This window comes from uncultured Campylobacter sp., from assembly GCF_938045595.1.
Classification (GTDB): Bacteria; Campylobacterota; Campylobacteria; order Campylobacterales; family Campylobacteraceae; genus Campylobacter_B.
This window is the reverse complement of record NZ_CALIBB010000255.1, coordinates 23,546-41,709: the sequence shown is the minus strand read 5'-3', so window position 1 is coordinate 41,709 and position 18,164 is coordinate 23,546. Positions and strand designations below refer to the sequence as shown.

15 protein-coding genes are annotated in these 18,164 nt (G+C 48.8%); 12 read left to right on the top strand and 3 right to left on the bottom strand.

All coding sequences use genetic code 11. From position 1 onward, the window contains the following. Positions 1-1,674: DUF748 domain-containing protein (locus Q0340_RS10010; protein ID WP_298083186.1), on the bottom strand; the 1,674-nt coding region annotated here is incomplete at its 3' end. A gap of 65 nt (positions 1,675-1,739) precedes the next feature. Between Q0340_RS10010 and Q0340_RS10005 the strand changes: the two genes are divergently transcribed. From Q0340_RS10005 to Q0340_RS09970, 8 genes are all read left to right on the top strand, one after another. Beyond that, positions 1,740-2,873 (top strand): epoxyqueuosine reductase QueH, encoded by a 1,134-nt coding sequence (locus tag Q0340_RS10005; RefSeq protein ID WP_298083185.1) that lies wholly within the window; start codon positions 1,740-1,742, stop codon positions 2,871-2,873. A gap of 33 nt (positions 2,874-2,906) precedes the next feature. Further along, positions 2,907-3,356, top strand: coding sequence for a 3-hydroxyacyl-ACP dehydratase FabZ (gene fabZ, locus Q0340_RS10000; RefSeq protein ID WP_291938488.1), 450 nt, complete (start codon positions 2,907-2,909; stop codon positions 3,354-3,356). Continuing rightward, positions 3,356-4,144 (top strand): acyl-ACP--UDP-N-acetylglucosamine O-acyltransferase, encoded by a 789-nt coding sequence (gene lpxA, locus Q0340_RS09995; RefSeq protein ID WP_298083184.1) that lies wholly within the window; start codon positions 3,356-3,358, stop codon positions 4,142-4,144. The genes fabZ and lpxA overlap by 1 nt, the downstream gene beginning before the upstream one ends. Next, positions 4,144-5,382 (top strand): ATP-dependent protease ATP-binding subunit ClpX, encoded by a 1,239-nt coding sequence (gene clpX / locus Q0340_RS09990; RefSeq protein ID WP_298083183.1) that lies wholly within the window; start codon positions 4,144-4,146, stop codon positions 5,380-5,382. The genes lpxA and clpX overlap by 1 nt, the downstream gene beginning before the upstream one ends. A gap of 9 nt (positions 5,383-5,391) precedes the next feature. After that, the gene (locus Q0340_RS09985) at positions 5,392-6,426 is read left to right on the top strand and encodes a rod shape-determining protein (protein WP_005869818.1); all 1,035 of its coding nucleotides are present in this window, start codon (positions 5,392-5,394) and stop codon (positions 6,424-6,426) included. After that, a complete protein-coding gene (mreC, locus tag Q0340_RS09980; RefSeq protein ID WP_298083182.1) occupies positions 6,419-7,168 on the top strand; it encodes a rod shape-determining protein MreC in 750 nt (249 codons plus the stop codon). The genes Q0340_RS09985 and mreC overlap by 8 nt, the downstream gene beginning before the upstream one ends. Beyond that, entirely contained in the window at positions 7,168-10,431 is a 3,264-nt protein-coding gene (gene carB, locus Q0340_RS09975; protein WP_298083181.1) for a carbamoyl-phosphate synthase large subunit, read from the top strand. Before mreC ends, carB begins: the two co-directional genes overlap by 1 nt. A gap of 421 nt (positions 10,432-10,852) precedes the next feature. Next, positions 10,853-11,419 carry a hypothetical protein gene (locus tag Q0340_RS09970; RefSeq protein ID WP_298083180.1) on the top strand — a complete coding sequence of 189 codons (567 nt, stop codon included), beginning with the start codon at positions 10,853-10,855 and terminating at the stop codon, positions 11,417-11,419. Between the two features lie 2 nt (positions 11,420-11,421). On the opposite strand, the gene Q0340_RS09965 is transcribed toward Q0340_RS09970, so the two are convergent. Together Q0340_RS09965 and Q0340_RS09960 are read right to left on the bottom strand one after the other, a co-directional pair. Continuing rightward, positions 11,422-12,537 carry a hypothetical protein gene (locus tag Q0340_RS09965; RefSeq protein ID WP_298083179.1) on the bottom strand — a complete coding sequence of 372 codons (1,116 nt, stop codon included), beginning with the start codon at positions 12,535-12,537 and terminating at the stop codon, positions 11,422-11,424. Between the two features lie 117 nt (positions 12,538-12,654). Further along, positions 12,655-13,545: a peptidylprolyl isomerase gene (locus tag Q0340_RS09960; RefSeq protein ID WP_298083178.1), complete on the bottom strand. Its 891-nt coding sequence runs from the start codon at positions 13,543-13,545 to the stop codon at positions 12,655-12,657. Positions 13,546-13,630: 85 nt separating this feature from the next. On the opposite strand from Q0340_RS09960, the gene gltX reads away from it, so the two are divergent. Genes gltX through Q0340_RS09940 form a run of 4 tightly spaced genes read left to right on the top strand, consistent with a single transcriptional unit; the run spans position 13,631 to position 18,125 of the window. Beyond that, the gene (gene gltX, locus Q0340_RS09955; RefSeq protein WP_298083177.1) at positions 13,631-15,010 is read left to right on the top strand and encodes a glutamate--tRNA ligase; all 1,380 of its coding nucleotides are present in this window, start codon (positions 13,631-13,633) and stop codon (positions 15,008-15,010) included. 1 nt (position 15,011) lies between these two features. Beyond that, positions 15,012-16,268: a malic enzyme-like NAD(P)-binding protein gene (locus Q0340_RS09950; RefSeq protein WP_298083176.1), complete on the top strand. Its 1,257-nt coding sequence runs from the start codon at positions 15,012-15,014 to the stop codon at positions 16,266-16,268. Positions 16,269-16,312: 44 nt separating this feature from the next. Continuing rightward, complete coding sequence (locus tag Q0340_RS09945; RefSeq protein WP_298083175.1) at positions 16,313-17,761, top strand: nicotinate phosphoribosyltransferase; 1,449 nt, start codon at positions 16,313-16,315, stop codon at positions 17,759-17,761. Next, positions 17,754-18,125, top strand: coding sequence for a hypothetical protein (locus Q0340_RS09940; RefSeq protein WP_298083174.1), 372 nt, complete (start codon positions 17,754-17,756; stop codon positions 18,123-18,125). Before Q0340_RS09945 ends, Q0340_RS09940 begins: the two co-directional genes overlap by 8 nt. The last annotated feature ends 39 nt before the right edge of the window (positions 18,126-18,164 follow it).

The window sequence follows — 18,164 nt, the reverse complement described above, 5'->3', positions numbered from 1 at the left end:
CGTTATGGAGGCCTCGCCGATCTTAAATTTTAAAGCGGGGCTTTTGGAGGGCTTTTTAGAATTTAAATTTGTGCCGCTTGCCGTAGAATTTGCATCCGCTTGGCTTACGGCGTTAGAACTCGCCGTTTTTTTGGGGCTTGCGGGATTTTTAGAGATCGCGCTTAAAATCGCCAGATCGTTTATGCTTTTGGCGCCGCCAGCGTCCACCTCCGAGTTGAAAAACGGCGCGTTTAGCAAAATTTTATCCACGCCGAGATTTAGATCCGCGACGTTAAATTTCACTCCCTGCACGCCGAAGCTTTCAAATCCGCTAAAAATTCCGTTTTTATTTGCGATTTTGGAGTTTGAAATTTTAGCAAATTTTAGACTTGCGCCGTTTTGCGCACCCTCTTTGTCGTAGCTAAATGCGCCCAGCTCGGTTGCGGCGAGTGAAATTTTATCGCTGCGCGCTAGCGTAATCTGCGTATCAGCGATATTAAAGGCGCCAAAGCCCGTATGAAGGGCCGTATTGTTACCTTCGGCGTTAAATTTTAAGAAATTTTCCGTGATTTTAGTGTCGTTTGAAACGGCCGAAATTAGCGGGTTTGCAAAGCTTGAGCGGTTTAGATCTACGCTTTTTACGGCGGAGTTTAGCCGCAAGTTTGCCCCCGTTTTATTAAAATCCAGCGCAAAATCCGCGACCCGCGCGCCCTCAAAGCCCGTGGAAATTTTAGTTTCGTTCATATCGTATTTTGCATCCGAAAGCAGCACCTGCGGGATCGCTACTGCGCCTGAAATTTCATCCGAAACGTCCGTATTTAGGCTAAAGCTCGGGATTTTTAGCGAACCAAGCGAAATTAAGCTTTGATCTTGCAAAATTTCTAGGCTTTGCAGCTCGAGCTTTGAGTTTTCAAGCGTAAATTTTATATTTTCATCAAGGCTCAATCGGTAATTCAGCGTGGCGGAAAGAAAGCCGTTTTTAAGCCGCACGCCGCTAGGATCGAGGTATGATAGCCAAAATGGATCGATTTTTAGCCGTTTAAGATCTATTTTGCCATGCAACCGCAGAGGCGCTAGATCGATCGCTCCATCGAAGCTTAACGAGTCGTATGTGCGCGAAACGGCGCTTAGATCGTGCTCGCCGATCGTTTCGTCCTTTAAGCTTAAGCCGTTGATCTCATAATTTAGCTCGGTTGAGATGAGCGAAAACGGCCTTTTTAGGGAGTTATCGACGTAGCCCAGAGAGCCGCGCTCGATCTTAAAATTATTCAGCGTGACGTTGAAGCTCGAGTTTTCATCCTTGCTTTCGCTCTTTTGCTCCGAGATTAGCGGCTCGAAATTGAAGGTGCCGTTTTGCTCGCGTTCGACGTGAAATTTAGGCGATTTAAGATGCAAAATTTCTACCGCGAGAGTCTTTTTAAAAAGCTTTGAAAAACCGATTTTTAGATTTATCTCATCGGCGCTAAACAGCGGCTTAAAAGTGCTAAGCTCCGGCTTTGTGGCGTTTAGCTCGTAGGTAAAGGGGTTAAATTTAGCGTCCTGCACGCTAAATTTTGCTCTGCCTTCTAAAATTTTAGGCAGCGCCTTTTCGATAAAAAGCGGCACGCCGAAAAAGCCCGCAAGCACGTAAAACAGCGCAAATCCACCTACGCCGCAAGCAAACTTACGCCAGTGTTTTATAAAAAAATTTTTCATTTTTCCGCTCATTAATTTTGATAGCGTAAAATTATATCCAAAAATTTCGTGCAAAGGGTTAAAATTTGCTGGTTCACATCTGCTGCTCGGTCGATTGCGATTATTTTTTACGCCGCTTGAAAGAGCTCACGCAAGAGCCGCTAATAGGCTATTTTTACGATCCAAATATCCATCCCTACGGCGAATACGTTCTTAGAATGCACGACTCAAAGCGGGTTTGCGAAAATTTAGGGATTAAATTTATCCCGGGCGAGTATGATTTTCAGGGCTGGCTACAGGGTGCGCGCGGGCTTGAAAACGAGCCCGAAAAAGGCGCGCGCTGCGAGTTTTGCTTTGATTTTCGCATGCAAAAAACGGCCGAGTTCGCGCTAAGTTTGGGCGAGCGCAAAATCACTACGACTCTTCTTATGAGCCCCAAAAAATCGCACGCTCAGCTTTGTGTCTCGCTACGGCGCATTTGTGAGCGCTACGGGCTAGAGTTTATCGCGCCCGATTTTCGCAAAAACGGCGGCACGAACGAGCAGTTTGCGCTTGCGAAAAAAGACGCGCTCTATCATCAAAACTACTGCGGCTGCATCTACGCGCTTGCGTCGCAGCGGGATGATCAGCGAAAGGCTGAGCGGGATTTCGGCGGAAGTTTGACGGCGGATTTGAAGCGAAATTTAGCCCAAGGTGCCGAAATTTACGAACTAATGTCGCCGATCGATCGGCAAATCCTGCCCGCTTCGGTAGAGGAGAAGTTGAAATTTTACAAAAAGCTTTGTGCGCTTGAAAGAAAAGGAGTTAAATTTAGCGTGCTGCGCGATCGGTTTTTAAACTACCGCCTGCTCTGTGCATGGATTAAATTTGACGGGCGTGTAGTGCCCTCGTTTGTGCTATTTGGCTCGCATTTTACGCGCGAAAACGTGAAGTTTAGCATAGAGCGGAAGTGCGAAATTTTTTGCAGCGACAAAGGCGAGATTAAAATTTTAAGCCTGGCGAAATTTAACGAAATTTCAAGATCAAATTTCAAAAGCGTATCCGAAATGTTAAAAAATCCGCCGAGTCTTGCGCGTCAAAATAAAGCTCGTGCCGCGCTGTGCGCTGCGGGCTCGCTCTCGCCGATCATCGTCACGGACGAGATAAGAGCCGCCAAAGTTCAAATTTACGGGCTCTCGCGCATATTTTTAGACGTTAGGGAAATTTTAGTAAGAATTTGATAAAATTGCAAGATTTTTAAATAAAGGCAGATAATGATAGACATAAACGAAATTCTCTCCATCCTACCTCATCGCTTCCCGTTTTTGCTGATAGATCGCGTCGAAGAGCTCAGTATAGGCGAAAGCATCAAGGCCTATAAAAACGTAACCTACAACGAGCAGATCTTTCAGGGCCACTTTCCGGGGCATCCGATCTATCCGGGCGTCATGATCATCGAGGGCTTAGCGCAGGCAGGCGGCGTGCTGGCGTTTAAGAGTATGGAGAAAGACGGCGTCGATCTAAGCGACAAGGTCGTGTATTTTATGAGTATCGACAACGCTAAATTTAGAAGCCCGGTTCGCCCCGGCGACAAGCTTGAATATCGCATCAGCGTAATCAAACATCGCGGACGCATCTGGGTGCTAAAGGGCGAAGCTTACATCAACGACGGCGCCACACTGGCTGCACAGGCTGAACTTCAAGCGATGATAATGGATAAATGATGGCTAAAGTTCACCACACGGCGATCATCGAGGACGGCGCGCAGATCGGAGCCGAGGTTGTGATCGAGCCGTATGCTTTCATAAGCGCGCAGTCTAAAATCGGCGACGGCTGCACGATCAAGCAGGGCGCGCGCATCATCGGCGATACGCAAATCGGCGAGAACTCTAAAATTTTTTCATACGCGATCGTGGGCGAAATTCCGCAGGATATGAGCTTTGAAGAGGGCGAGCGCACGGGGCTAATCATCGGCAAAAATGCTACGATTCACGAGTTTTGCACGATTAGCTCGGGCTCGCATAAGGGCGACGGATTTACGCGCATCGGCGATAATCTATTTATGATGGCGTATTGCCACATCGCGCACGATTGCGTGCTGGGCAGCAACATAATCCTAGCCAACAACGCTACGCTCGCAGGCCACGTCTTAATGGGCGATTATGCCGTTATCGGCGGGCTTACCCCCGTGCATCAGTTCGTCCAAATCGGCGAGAGCTGCATGATCGCAGGGGCTAGCGCGCTTAGTCAGGACGTGGTGCCGTTTTGTCTAGCCGAGGGCAACCGCGCCTATATTCGCGGGCTAAATTTAACGGGCATCCGCCGCCGCTTCGATAAAGAGACGGTCGAGACGATAAATCGGGCGTATAAATTTTTATTCAACCAAGGCAAGGGCTTAAAGGAGCAGGCGCAAATTTTATTAAACGAGACGAGCGATCAAAACGTGCGCAAGATGTGCGAGTTTATAATCAACACAAAACGCGGAATTCCGCTAGATAAAGGTAAAATTTAATGGCAAATAAGTGCAGTTTTTGCGGTGAGACGGGCGCGGACGGGCGTCGTATCTATCCTAACGACGACGGTACGGCGGCTATCTGCAGCTATTGTATCGATATGGCATACGCCGCTATCCACGGCAGCGAAGGTCAAAATGAGGCGATACAAAATCAAAATAAAGAGATCGATTTCGAGGCTATCAAGCCAAAGGCGTTGATGGAGGTTCTAAACCGCTACGTCATCGGTCAGGAGCGCGCTAAGAAAATTTTTAGCGTCGGCGTTTACAACCACTATAAAAGAATTTTCAGGCAGACCGATGCGAAGGGCGACGATACCGAAATTTCAAAATCAAATATCTTGCTCATCGGACCTACCGGCAGCGGCAAAACGCTTATGGCGCAGACTTTGGCGAAATTTTTGGATGTGCCGATCGCCATTAGCGATGCTACGAGCCTAACGGAAGCGGGCTACGTCGGCGAGGACGTAGAAAATATCCTCACCCGCCTTTTACAGGCCGCGGATGGCGACGTAGAAAAGGCGCAGCGCGGTATCGTATTCGTAGATGAGATCGATAAGATCGCGCGAATGAGCGAAAACCGCAGCATCACGCGCGACGTAAGCGGCGAGGGGGTGCAGCAAGCGCTTCTTAAGATCATCGAAGGAAGCGTCGTTAATATCCCTCCAAAGGGCGGTCGCAAGCATCCAAATCAAGACTTCATCCAGATCGATACGACCAATATTTTGTTCGTCTGCGGCGGCGCGTTCGACGGGCTAAACGAGATCATCAACCGCCGCATCGGGCATAATGTACTCGGGTTTAATCAAACCAAGCGCAGTAAAAAAGAGAGCCTAAATTTACTAAACATTGTCGAGGCCGACGATCTGGTGCATTACGGCATAATCCCCGAGCTCATCGGGCGATTGCACGTAGTGGCTACGCTAAATGAGATCGACGAAAAGGCGATGGTTAGAATTTTAACCGAGCCGAAAAACGCGATCTTAAAGCAATATCAAAAGCTCTTTGCGATAGACGGCGCAAATTTAAAATTTGACGACGACGCGCTAAGGGAGGTCGCGAGCCTTGCGATCAAGCGCAAAACCGGTGCGCGCGGGCTTCGCAGCATAATTGAGGAGATCATGATCGATATTATGTTTGATCTGCCTGAGCTTAAGGGCTATGACGTCATCATCTCCAAAGAGGTCGTAGACGGCGTCTCCAAGCCGATACTTGTAAAACAAAATTTAACTGCATAAAGGGGATAAATGTTACTTGATTCGATTCTAGGATTATTTTCTAGGGATATGGGCATCGATCTAGGCACGGCAAACACGCTTGTGCTGCTAAAAGATAAAGGCATCATCATCAACGAACCGAGCGTCGTAGCGGTGCAAAACGAACGCTACGGCAAGCAAAGGATCATCGCCGTGGGTGCCGAGGCTAAAGAGATGCTCGGACGCACTCCGGGCGATATCGAAGCGGTGCGCCCGATGAAGGACGGCGTTATTGCGGATTTTGATATGACGGAGAAGATGATTAGGTATTTCATCGAAAAGACCCACAAGCGCCGCTTTTTCGTAAGCCCGCGCATCATCATCTCGGTTCCTTACGGGCTAACTCAGGTCGAGCGTAAAGCCGTGCGCGAAAGCGCGATGATAGCGGGCGCGCGCGAGGTTTATCTAATCGAAGAGCCGATGGCTGCGGCAATCGGTGCAGGCCTTCCCGTAAATGAAGCGCGTGGCTCGTTGGTCGTGGATATCGGCGGCGGTACCACCGAGATCGGCGTCATCTCTTTAGGCGGTATCATCAGCGCCAAATCCGTTCGCGTCGCGGGCGATAAGATCGACGCTAGCATCGTTAATTACGTCAAGGAAAAATATAGCCTGCTTATTTCGGAGCGAGCGGCCGAGGAGATTAAGATCAAGATCGGTACGGCGGTGCAGCAGCAAAAAGATCTTACCTACACGGTCAAAGGAAAAGACCAAATTAGCGGGCTTTTAAGCTCGGTCGATCTTACGAGCGAGGACGTTAGAGAGGCGATCAAAGACTCGATCAGAGAGATCGCCGATGCGCTGAAATTTGTGCTAGAGAGCATTCAGCCCGAAGTTGCCGCCGACATCGTCGAAAACGGCGTCGTGCTAACGGGCGGCGGCGCGCTCATTCGCGGATTAGATAAGTATCTAAGCGACACCGTAAAGCTTCCGGTTTTCGTCGCGGACGAGCCGCTGCTTTGCGTCGCAAACGGCACGGGAAAAGCCCTAGAAGAGATCAAATCGCTAAAACAAGCGGCAAATGACTAATCTCAAACTCCTCCTCGTCGCGGTTTTGCTGGTAGCCGTTTCGCTTACGTTCGGCTCGTATATCCACGGCAAATTTATCGGATTTGCAGGAGGAATTTTAGAGGTTTATTACGGCGTGAGTGATCGGGTAAAAAGCGCTGTGAACGAGCATTTTAACCAGGCAGAGACGATCAAAGCTCTACGAGAAGAAAACGCCGAGCTAAAAAAATCGGCGATGCTGCTTAGTACGTTCGCGGGCGAGCTGAATAAAATTTTGATCGATAAAAATAGCTCCATTTATGAGCCCAAAGTCCAGCTCGTAAAGGCGCTGAGCTATGCAAATTTAAACGACTACAATAAATTCTTCGTAAATTTTGAAAATTTTAACCCAAACAAAATTTACGGTCTCATCAGTGAGGGCAAGACCGCAGGGATTTTAGTAAATAAAGACGGGCGCCCGCTTGCGATCTTACAGCGCGACGAAAAGAGCAATTTCTCCGTTTTCATAGGAGATGCTCAAATTCCTGGCGTCGCAGGCGGCGAAAATAACGAGCTCGTGGTTAGATACATCCCGCAGTGGCTCGATCCCAAGGTAGGCGATGAGGTGCTTACCAGCGGCAAGGACGGGATTTTTTTTGCCGGCGTGCCGGTAGGAAAGGTTAAAGAGATTCAAAACGGAAAGCTATACAAAAGCGCCGTCGTAGAGCCCTACGTGAGCTCCGAGATGCCGGCGTTTTTGTATGTCGTTACAAAGGAAAATTGATGCCCAAAAGAGATGATATTAAGACGATTTTACTGATCGGCAGTGGTCCGATCGTAATCGGCCAGGCGTGCGAGTTCGATTACAGCGGCACGCAGGCGGCTAAGACGCTAAAGAGCCTCGGATACCGCGTAGTGCTAATAAACTCAAACCCCGCTACCATTATGACCGATCCCGATTTTGCCGACGCCACCTATATCGAGCCGATCACCAAAGAGAGCATTTTGCGTATCATAAAGCGCGAGGGCGTCGATGCGATCCTGCCTACGATGGGCGGACAGGTCGCGCTAAACGTCGCGATGGAGGCTTACGAAAGCGGCGAGCTAGGGGGGGTAAAATTTCTAGGCGCCAAGCCTGAAGCGATCAAAAAGGGCGAGGATAGGGTGAAATTTAAAGAGGCGATGATTAAGATCGGAATGGATCTGCCCAAATCCAAATACGCCTACAATATCGAAGAGGCGATGGCTGCTGCAAATGAGATCGGCTTTCCGCTCATTATCCGCGCTAGCTACACCCTGGGCGGCGCAGGTAGCGGCGTAGCGTACAATATCGACGAGTTTAAAGAGGTCGCGCAAAACGGGCTAGACGTGAGCCCAATAAATGAAATTTTGATCGAAGAGAGCCTGCTTGGATGGAAAGAGTTCGAAATGGAGGTGATCCGCGATCATAAGGACAACTGCATCATCGTCTGTTCGATCGAAAATTTCGACCCGATGGGGGTGCATACGGGCGATAGCATCACGGTTGCGCCCGCTCTTACACTTACCGATAAAGAATACCAGGCGATGCGCGACGCAAGCTTTAAAATTTTACGCGAGATCGGCGTGGATACGGGCGGCTCAAACGTGCAGTTTGCGGTAAATCCGCAAACTGGTCGCATGATCGTCATCGAGATGAACCCGCGCGTAAGCCGCAGCTCGGCTCTCGCGTCTAAAGCCACGGGCTATCCGATCGCCAAGGTCGCTACGATGTTAGCTGTGGGCTTTAGCCTGGATGAGATTAAAAACGATATCACTGGCACGCCTGCGAGCTTTGAGCCGGTGATCGATTATATCGTGACTAAAATTCCGCGCTTTGCGTTTGAAAAATTCCCCGGCGCAAACCCGTATCTCGGCACTGCGATGAAGAGTATCGGCGAGGTGATGGCGATCGGGCGCAGCTTTAAAGAGAGCATTCAAAAGGCGCTGTGTTCGCTGGAGAAGGGCTACTTCGGCTTCGTGGAATTAAATTTAAGCGAAAAGGATCTGATTTTCGGGCTTCGCAACGCGCAGCAAGATAGAATTTTATACATCGCCCAGGGCTTTAGAGCGGGCATGAGCGTGGATCAAATTTACGAGCTTAGCAAGATCGACCGCTGGTTTTTGAGCCAGATCGAGCAGATCGTAAAATTTGAAGAGCGCATCGATATGGAGATCATCAACGACGCGGCGCTTCTAAGACAGGCCAAGAGCTGGGGCTTTAGCGATAAGATGATCGCAAATTTGATCAACAAAAAGGACAATCTGGGCCTTACGCAAAACGATATCCATTTTGCCTGCGCCAGACAGGGCATCGGCCTTGAATACAACGAAGTAGATACCTGTGCGGGCGAGTTTGCGGCGCTTACTCCGTATCTGTACTCCAGCACCAACATAACGCCTGCTATCGCAAGCCGTAAAATTTCAAAAGATAATAAAAAGGTCCTCATCATCGGCGGCGGTCCGAACCGCATCGGGCAGGGTATCGAGTTTGACTACTGCTGCGTGCACGCTAGCTACGCGCTACGCGATATGGGCATCACCACGATAATGTATAACTGCAACCCCGAAACCGTCAGCACCGACTACGACACGAGCGATATTTTATACTTCGAGCCGATCGATTTCGAGCACGTTAGAGCGGTCATCGAGGCTGAAAGCCCCGACGGCGTGATCGTGCATTTCGGCGGCCAAACGCCACTAAAGCTCGCCAAGCGCCTAAGCACCGTGGGAGCCAAGATCATCGGCACGAGCGCGCGCACGATAGACGTAGCGGAGGATCGCAAAAAATTTAGCGAGTTTATCGCAAGTATCGGCGTTAAGCAGCCGAAAAACGATACCGCCATAAGCGAAGCCGAAGCAATTGAAAAGGCTGCTGCTATCGGCTATCCGGTGCTCGTGCGCCCTAGCTATGTGCTCGGGGGTCGCGCGATGCGGCGCGTGCATAGCGAAGCCGAGCTTAGGCAGTATATGAGCGAGGCGGTGCGCGTGAGCGATCACTCGCCGGTGCTGATAGATAAATTTTTACTTGACGCGACAGAGCTTGACGTCGATGCGATCTGCGATGGGCGCGACGTATATATCGGCGCAATAATGGAGCATATCGAAGAAGCGGGTATCCACAGCGGCGATAGCGCGAGCATTTTGCCGCCGCTTAGCCTAAGTGCGGAGATGATCGATCTGGTAAGTCGCCAAACCAAAGAGATCGCGCTAAATCTTGGCGTCGTAGGGCTTATGAACATTCAATTCGCGATTTTTGAAAACGAGCTTTACATCATCGAGGTAAATCCGCGCGCGAGCCGCACCGTGCCGTTTGTAAGCAAGGCGACGGGAATTCCGATGGCTAAGGTCGCTACTCGCGTAATGTGGCAAGGGGGTCTGCGCGAGGCTTTGAAATTTTACGACGAGTTCGGCGTGCTAGTCGAAGAGAAGGGAATTTTAAAGCCGCGTATTAAAAATCATATCTGCGTCAAAGAGAGCGTCTTTCCTTTCAACAAGCTTGCGGGCGCGGATCTGATCCTGGGGCCTGAGATGAAAAGCACCGGCGAGGTGATGGGTATCGGCGAGAGCTTCGCCAAAAGCTTTGCTAAATCGCAAATCGGCGCGAACAACGCGCTTCCAAGCGGCGGCAAGGTATTTTTGTCGCTAGCCGATCACGACAAGCTGCGAGCCGTAGAGCTTGCGCGCGCATTTACTAGCGCGGGCTTCGGTATCGCGGCTACGAGCGGCACTCACAAGCTACTGGGCGAAAACGGCGTGGAGTGCGAGTTTGTCTATAAAATCAGCGAGGGCCGCCCAAATATCGAGGATAAGCTCAAAAATGGCGAAATTTCGCTCGTCATCAACACTAGCGATAGCAAATCAAGCTCCACCGATGCCGCGAAGATCCGCCAGAGCGTGCTGCGCTTTAGACTGCCGTATTTTACGACGATGAAGGCGGCGATCGCGGCTACGCGCTCAATCTGCTCGATAAAGGATCAATCCGCGCTTGAAGTTAAAACGTTACAGGAGTATCTAAGCGGCAGATAGCACGAGCAGCCTTCCGCCGGCACCATACCGCGATGAGATTTTAAAATTTTAACTTACTTTTAGGCGATACGGTTAAATGGAACGCGAGTAAATTTAACGCGTAGGATCATTAAGAAATTTAGGCATGGCGAATCGTGGTAATACAATAGCGCTTTTTATTCTTTGAAAGAGCTTTTGATTTGCTGGACGAATATAAAAATATAACAGATATTCATACATGTAAAAACCTAAAGTTTTTATGGCTTGATAATGGCAAAGACGCTGCTATCGATAGCTGCGAAAAGTTAATCTTTCGAGAAATGCCGCAATTCAAGCATTTAACAGGGAGTTGCAGATAAAGATACGGCAAAAAAGCTTTTGTAAATAAAAATCGCCGAAGATTAAAATTTTTGTATTAATAATGCTTTTGAGGAAAGGCGCAGTGAGATACTATAGAGTAAGCGGTGTTGATAACAATGCCTATTTTTACGGCGACAATAAAGAGTTATTGAAATTTTGCTCTAAATGTAAATTGATCGTCAATCGCTATGAAGCGGCAATGGCGGCTGCGGAAACATTTGTGCTAAAAAAGAGATGCGATTATTCTTCTTGTTGGGACGGAGAGACTGTCGTGTCGCAAAGGTTTGTCGATATATACAATAAATATAGTTTAAGCGGATTATCATTTATCAAACTTCCGCGTTCAAAGAATTTTTATCTTCTACAATGCAATATCGAGGTAAGATACGATTACGGCAATAACCCTAACTTGGTACGCCGTCAATTATGTACCGAGTGTGAGCAATATAGGGAAGTTTCGTGTGTTTTACCGATAAAGATACTTGACGAGGATCGGTTAAAGAACAATACTTTTTACAAAACGGATTTAATTGTCGGCGGCGTCGTAGGACGCTGGCCGCTACTGTTGGTAACGGACGATATTCCACACATATTTCAAGCAGAAAAGATAAAAGATATATATTTTAAACTATGCAATAAAAACGGATAATATTAAATTTTAAGAGAGCGAGTCCGTTTTGTAGTAAAAATTTGCCCTAGCGCTGCGACGTCCGCCTCAAAATAGCTATTTATCTCGTGCGTTTGCTCGCCCTCGCCCGCTAGCTCGTAGTGAGTGAAGATCAATTTGCCCTCGCGGTAGTCGATATCGCAAATTTGCGACGTTATCTCGCCCGCGCCGTCGATTTTTGGCTCAAAGCCCGCCAGAGCGATCTCGGCTATGAACTCAAATTCTATCGCGTCAAAAAGATAGTGGCGAAAGTAGCCGTCGTCGCGCACGAGCCAAATTTTTTCATTTATCGGCGCGATACCGCCCAGCATAAACTCCCGCGTCTCGCCGTCCAGCGTGAGCTCATCGGGGAAGCTAAATTTACGCAGAGGCTTTAGTTCAGGATAGCTTACGATAGCAATCTGCCCCTCGTAAAAATTTAAAAGCACTGCTTCGCTCGCTCGCTCGCATTTTTGATTATTTTCGCGCTCTTGTTTGGGTTCTTGCATGCGTTTTTGTTGGGGCTTTAGCTCGCTGTTTTGTTCGTCCTTGCATTCGTGATCCTGCGCGTATTTTTGTTCAAGCTCGTCGTTTTCGCCGCCTTTGCCTTCGGTCGCAAACAAAAAACTAAAGCCCTCTTCGAGCTCGGCGGTCAAATTTAGCTCGCTTCCGTCCGCGCGTAGCAAAAACGATCTGCTGCCGTCTTGTCCCGCGCCGAGATCTACCGCCATGCCGCCGATTTGCGGCAACTCGTCCATCCATACGTCCGAGTTTCTAAGCTCATCGGGCAGAGCTAAATTCGACTTTAACCCTCCGTCGTAATCGTAAATCAAAATCGAAATTTGCTCGTCGCCGTCGCGGCGCGCCAGCCAAATTTGAGCCGCGCGGGGTTCGAATTTCGCGTAGATGATCGGCTCTTGAAGGCTAAATTTAAGCTTGCGATCAAAGTCGTAAATTTTAAAATTTAGCTCCTCGCCGCCGGTTTCATCGCTCCAAACGGCGACGAGTTTTGAGGCGGCATCGATGTGGGAGCAAAATTTGCTCGCGCCGAAGTCTGCAGCGCTTATGCTGCTACTTCTAGGATCACTGTTAAGTTCGGTAAAATTTTTGATTGTTATCACCACGAAGCCTTTAAATTTTATCAAAATTTTACGCGCGAGCGGATAAGCTGCGCGCTTGCCCTTGCGCTATCGGCGTTAAATTCTATAAAATTAATGCACGGCATCGGATTTTAAAATTTACTGCCTTTTTTGCACTTTAACTTTTGGAGCGGTTTTTGCGCCTTGCGATTTTGCTTGCGGACGCTCGATAATGCGGATATTGGCGTTTGAGCGGAGCCTGTCGTTGAACTCGGTGATCGCCTTTTTGCGCTCAGAGGTCACGTAGCCTTCGATCGCCTTTTCTTGCACGCTGTCAAAATCAAGCGTGCGAAGCCCCTTTTTGTCGTTTACGTAAAACATCTCGTAGCCATTGCGCGTAGGGATTATCGGCGAAAATTTGCCCTGCTCGACGTTCGTGACGATGTATTTGAGCCCCTCATCCATTTGATTGGCCTTGAGGGTTCCCTTCATCACATACACGTCGCTTGGGCGGAGCTTCGGATTTGTGCGGATCCTATCGAGCGGAGCTTGCGATTTTGCGATGTAGCGGGTTAGCGTGATGCTATCGAAGGTTGTAAATAATGAACTATTTTGGCTGTAGAATTTTTTGACATTTTCGGGGGTCGTGCGGTGCTGTACGTCTGCGAATATTGAGCCATAGAGCTTTTCTTCAAGCAGTGTACGGCGGACATTTGCTTTAAAGTCATCGTAGTTCATGCCTTGCTTTTGCACAGCGGTTTTGAGTTGGTCTAAGTTAAGCTTATTTTGATCAGCGATCGCTTTGAGCCTCGCGTCGATCTCCGCGTCATTTACCGCGATGCCGCGGCGTTTAATCTCGGATTGTTGCAGCTTTTGCCCGATTAAAATTTCCATCGCAGCTTGCGGCGAAGCGCCCGTTAGCTTCTGAACTTTGGCTAGTTCGTAGCCGGTGATGGGCTCATTATCTACCACGGCGATGACGCCGTTTACTACTTCGGCATTTGCACAAACAGCACAGATCATTGCGGAAAAAAGCAGTTTCTTTATCATTTTTAACCTTTATTTAGTCTTTTTGCTTTATAATTACAAGATCGCGATTATAACATTAAATGGTAATTTTTGCAAAGGAATTTTTATGATAGTAACTCGTTTTGCGCCGAGTCCTACGGGATATTTACATATCGGCGGACTTAGAACGGCGCTTTTTAGTTATCTTTACGCTAGGGCAAACGGCGGCAAATTCCTGCTGCGTATCGAGGACACTGATCTGAAGCGCAATTCGCAGGAGGCTGCTAAGGCGATCGAGGAAGCTTTTAAGTGGTGCAATCTAGACTATGACGGGCAGATCGTGTATCAAAGCTCGCGCTTTGATCTTTACAAACAATACGTCCAAAAGCTGCTAGATGAGGGCAAGGCATACAAATGCTATATGAGTAAGGACGAGCTGGATGAGCTGCGCGCGCAGCAGGAAGCTCGCAAAGAGCGCCCGCGCTACGATAACCGCTATCGCGACTTTACCGGCACGCCGCCTGCTGGGATCGAGCCCGTAATCCGCATCAAATCCCCGCTTAGCGGCACGATAGAATTTAGTGACGGCATCAAGGGCGAGATAAAATTTAACGCTGCCGATATTTTGGACGATTTCATCATCGCGCGTTCCGATGGCACGCCTACGTATAACTTCACGGTCGTGATCGACGACGCGCTGATGGGCGTCACGGACGTGATCCGCGGCGACGATCATCTAAGCAACACCCCGAAGCAGATCGTGCTGTATAACGCGCTAGGCTTTAAAATCCCTAAATTTTACCATGTCGCGATGATCAACGGCACCGACGGCAGCAAGCTAAGCAAACGCCACGGCGCTACCGACGTGATGGAGTATAAGCGCATGGGCTATCTGCCGCAAGCTCTGCTAAATTTTTTAGTACGCCTGGGCTGGAGCCACGGGGATGATGAAATTTTTAGCATGGAGGAGATGAAGCGATACTTTGATCCTAACCATATCAGCAAGAGCTCTAGCACCTTCAATCAAACTAAGCTCGAGTGGCTAAATGCGCATTATATTAAAAACTCTGACGACGATGAGCTTGCCGCGCAGCTTGTGGAATTCGGCGTCGATATCCGCTCGCACGCGAAAAAACATCTCATCGCGCAGCAGTACAAACAGCGCGCAAAGACGCTAGTGGAGATGGCCGAGGGCATTAAAATCCTTCTAAATCGCCCGAGCTGCTACGACGAGAAGGCGTATAAGAAATTTGTAACCGAAAGTTCGCTAAGCTTACTCGCAAAATTTTCGGATACTCTAAGCGCAAATTTAAATGCAAAGGAGTGCGAGGAAAGGACGATGGGATTTTTGGACGCAAACGGCGCCAAGCTAAAGGATCTTGCCCAGCCTCTGCGCGTTGCGATCACGGGGGGAAGCGTAAGTCCGTCGATTTTTGAAATTTGTGAAATTTTAGGAAGCGACGAAGTTAAAACGAGAATTTCAAATTTAATCAAAAAAGGATTATAAAATGGCTAAAGTAAACGTTGAAGCGGCTTTGAAGTACCACATAGGCGGTAAAATCGGAACGAATGTAAAAACCCCGTGCGCTACGGCGGAGGATTTGGCGCTTGCATATACGCCGGGCGTCGCGGAGCCTTGCAAGGTGATCGAAGGTGATCACGAGGCTGCGTTTAAATACACGAATAAGGCCAATCTCGTAGCTGTTATCACTAACGGCACGGCGGTTTTAGGGCTTGGTGATATCGGCGCAATCGCCGGAAAGCCCGTAATGGAGGGCAAGGCGGTTTTGTTTAAAAAATTCGGCGGCGTCGATGCATTTGACATCGAGATCGACGAAAAAGATCCTAAAAAGATAATTGAAATTTGCAAAGCGATAGCGCCTACGTTCGGCGGTATAAATTTAGAGGATATCAAAGCTCCCGAGTGCTTCGAGATAGAGCGCGAGCTGCAAAAAGCCGTCGATATCCCCGTCATGCACGACGATCAGCACGGCACCGCGATGATTACGGGCGCAGGGCTAATCAACGCAGCCCTTATCAGCGGCAAAAATATCGAGGATATGAAGATCGTAGTCAGCGGCTCGGGCGCTGCTGGCATAGCGTGTGCAAAGATGTATCGTAATTTAGGCGCCAAACATATCATAATGCTCGATTCCAAAGGGGTGATCCACAAGGGTCGCACCGATCTTACCGAGCAAAAGAAAGAATTTGCCCTAGACACCGCAGATCGCACGCTAGAGGACGCGATGAAGGGCGCGGATATGTTTTTGGGCCTTAGCAAGCCGGGCGTTTTAACCAAAGAGATGGTAAGGACTATGGCGCCGCATCCGATCATTTTTGCGCTTGCAAATCCGGTACCGGAAATCTATCCAAGCGAGGTCGAGGAAGTAAGAAACGACGCGATCGTAGGCACCGGCAGAAGCGACTTTGCAAATCAGATCAATAACGTTTTGGGCTTTCCGTATATCTTCCGTGGCGCGCTTGACGTAAGAGCCAAAAAGATTACCGAAAATATGAAGATTGCGGCCGCTCGCGCGATGGCGGATCTTGCTCGCGAAGAGGTTCCTGCGGAAATCCGCAAGATGCTGGGCAAGGATAGCTTAAAATTCGGCAAAGACTACGTGATCCCAAATCCTTTCGATCCGCGCGTGTTTGCCGTGATCTCGACGGCGGTCGCAAAAGCTGCGGTAGATGACGGCGTCGCTCGCGTCAAAGACTTCGACGTTGCAGCTTATAAAAAGAGCCTGGAAGCTAAAAAGCTATGATTTTTTGCTCCTGCACGAGGCGAGATTAAATTTAAGAGGCGTAAATGAAAGATTTGGCTTTACTTACCGATTTTTATCAGCTTAGCATGATGCAGGGCTATTTTTTTACAAAGCCCGATCAGACGGCGGTTTTTGACGTTTTTTATCGCAAAAACCCAAGCGGCGGCGGTTACGCGATATTTTGTGGCTTAAACGAGGTTGTGGATTATATCGAAAACTTAAAATTTAGTGACGACGACATCGCGTATCTAAAAAGTCTAAATTTATTTAAGCTGGAATTTTTGGAATTTCTAAGAGGCTTTAAATTTAGTGGCGAAATTTACGCCATGGACGAGGGGCAGATCGTATTTCCGCACGAGCCGCTAATTCGCGTCAAGGCAAATATCATGGAGGCGCAGCTCATCGAGACTGCGATCTTAAATACTATAAATTTTCAAACTCTAATCGCTACAAAAAGCTCGCGCATCAATTTTAGCGCTAAGGGTGATTCGGTGATGGAGTTTGGCTTGCGCCGCGCTCAGGGGCAAAGCGCCGGTATCTACGGCGCAAAAGCTGCGATTATAGGCGGCTGCAGCGCTACGTCGAACGTGCTCGCCGCAAAGAAATTCGGCGTGCCCGCGATCGGCACCCACTCGCACTCTTGGATTCAGAGCTTTGATAGCGAGCTGGAGGCGTTTCGCGCCTACGCTAAAATTTATCCGAACAGCACGCTTTTGCTCGTCGATACCTACGATACTCTCGCAAGCGGCGTGCCGAATGCGATTACGATTTTTAAAGAGCTGCGCGCTAGCGGTCATGAGCCGCTTGGAATCCGCATAGATTCGGGCGATCTGGAGTATCTGACCAAGCAGGCGCGTAAGATGCTCGACGCTGCAGGCTTTGAGAACGCAAAGATCACCGCATCTAACGATCTGGACGAATACGCGATTGATCAGCTCAAGCTTTTCGACGCTAAAATCGATAGCTGGGGGATCGGCACGAGGCTTATTACCGGCGGAGACAGTTCGAGCCTAGGCGGCGTGTATAAGCTAAGCGGTATCGAAAAAGATGGCGAGATCGTGGCTAAGATCAAAATTTCAAACGATCCGCGCAAGATCAATAACCCCGGCTACAAGCAGGTCTTTAGACTCTACGACAAAGATAACGGCATGGCGCTTGCCGATCTGATTACGCTTGAGGGCGAGAGCATAGACGAGAGCGCGCCGCTTGAAATTTTTCACCCTCTTTACACCTACAAGCGTAAAATTTTAACGAATTTCAGCGCGCATAAGCTCTTACGTCCCGTTTTTAAGGAGGGCAAATTCGTAGGCATGCGCCGCACGGTAAGCGAGATCGCGCGTTTTAGCAAGGAGCAAAAGAGCAAATTTTGGCTCGAGCACCTTCGCAACGTCCATCCGCAGAGCTACAAAGTGGATCTCTCTCAAAAGCTTTGGGATATCCGAAAATCACTCATCAACGAGTGCAACCTCAATTTAAAGGAAAAATATGTTTAAAGTTCTATCGTGCGCCGCTTTGGCGTTAGTTTTGCTAGGATGCGGCTCAAACCAGCTCCGCCAATCCCCGGACAGCGCTATGAATAAGCAAGCACAGAGCGAAAAAACCATAACTAAAGAGAACGCAAAGACCTTATATTTTGTCGATGAGCAGGGCAAAAAGCTATCGCTTAGCTCAAACGACGATTTTAATACCGCCGTGCTAGAGGATGATAGCGGCAAAAGCTACAACCTCAAGCGCGAGCGTGCCGCAGACGGCATCTATATGGAGAACAAAGACGGAGTGAGCATCCACTTCAAAAAAGGTGAGGGCATAGTGGAGTTTAGCAAATACAAATCCATCCCGATCACCGAGGTCAAATAAACTTTAAAATTTTTGGTTAAATTCCGATTTAGCGCCGGA

Excerpts from the sequence above, each read along its gene's own strand:
- fabZ (WP_291938488.1), top strand. The coding sequence starts at position 2,907 with ATGATAGACATAAACGAAATTCTCTCCATCCTACCTCATCGCTTCCCG.
- carB (WP_298083181.1), top strand. The coding sequence starts at position 7,168 with ATGCCCAAAAGAGATGATATTAAGACGATTTTACTGATCGGCAGTGGT.
- lpxA (WP_298083184.1), top strand. The coding sequence starts at position 3,356 with ATGGCTAAAGTTCACCACACGGCGATCATCGAGGACGGCGCGCAGATC.
- Q0340_RS09945 (WP_298083175.1), top strand. The coding sequence starts at position 16,313 with ATGAAAGATTTGGCTTTACTTACCGATTTTTATCAGCTTAGCATGATG.
- Q0340_RS09985 (WP_005869818.1), top strand. The coding sequence starts at position 5,392 with ATGTTACTTGATTCGATTCTAGGATTATTTTCTAGGGATATGGGCATC.
- gltX (WP_298083177.1), top strand. The coding sequence starts at position 13,631 with ATGATAGTAACTCGTTTTGCGCCGAGTCCTACGGGATATTTACATATC.
- mreC (WP_298083182.1), top strand. The coding sequence starts at position 6,419 with ATGACTAATCTCAAACTCCTCCTCGTCGCGGTTTTGCTGGTAGCCGTT.
- Q0340_RS09950 (WP_298083176.1), top strand. The coding sequence starts at position 15,012 with ATGGCTAAAGTAAACGTTGAAGCGGCTTTGAAGTACCACATAGGCGGT.
- Q0340_RS09960 (WP_298083178.1), bottom strand. The coding sequence starts at position 13,545 with ATGATAAAGAAACTGCTTTTTTCCGCAATGATCTGTGCTGTTTGTGCA.
- clpX (WP_298083183.1), top strand. The coding sequence starts at position 4,144 with ATGGCAAATAAGTGCAGTTTTTGCGGTGAGACGGGCGCGGACGGGCGT.
- Q0340_RS09940 (WP_298083174.1), top strand. The coding sequence starts at position 17,754 with ATGTTTAAAGTTCTATCGTGCGCCGCTTTGGCGTTAGTTTTGCTAGGA.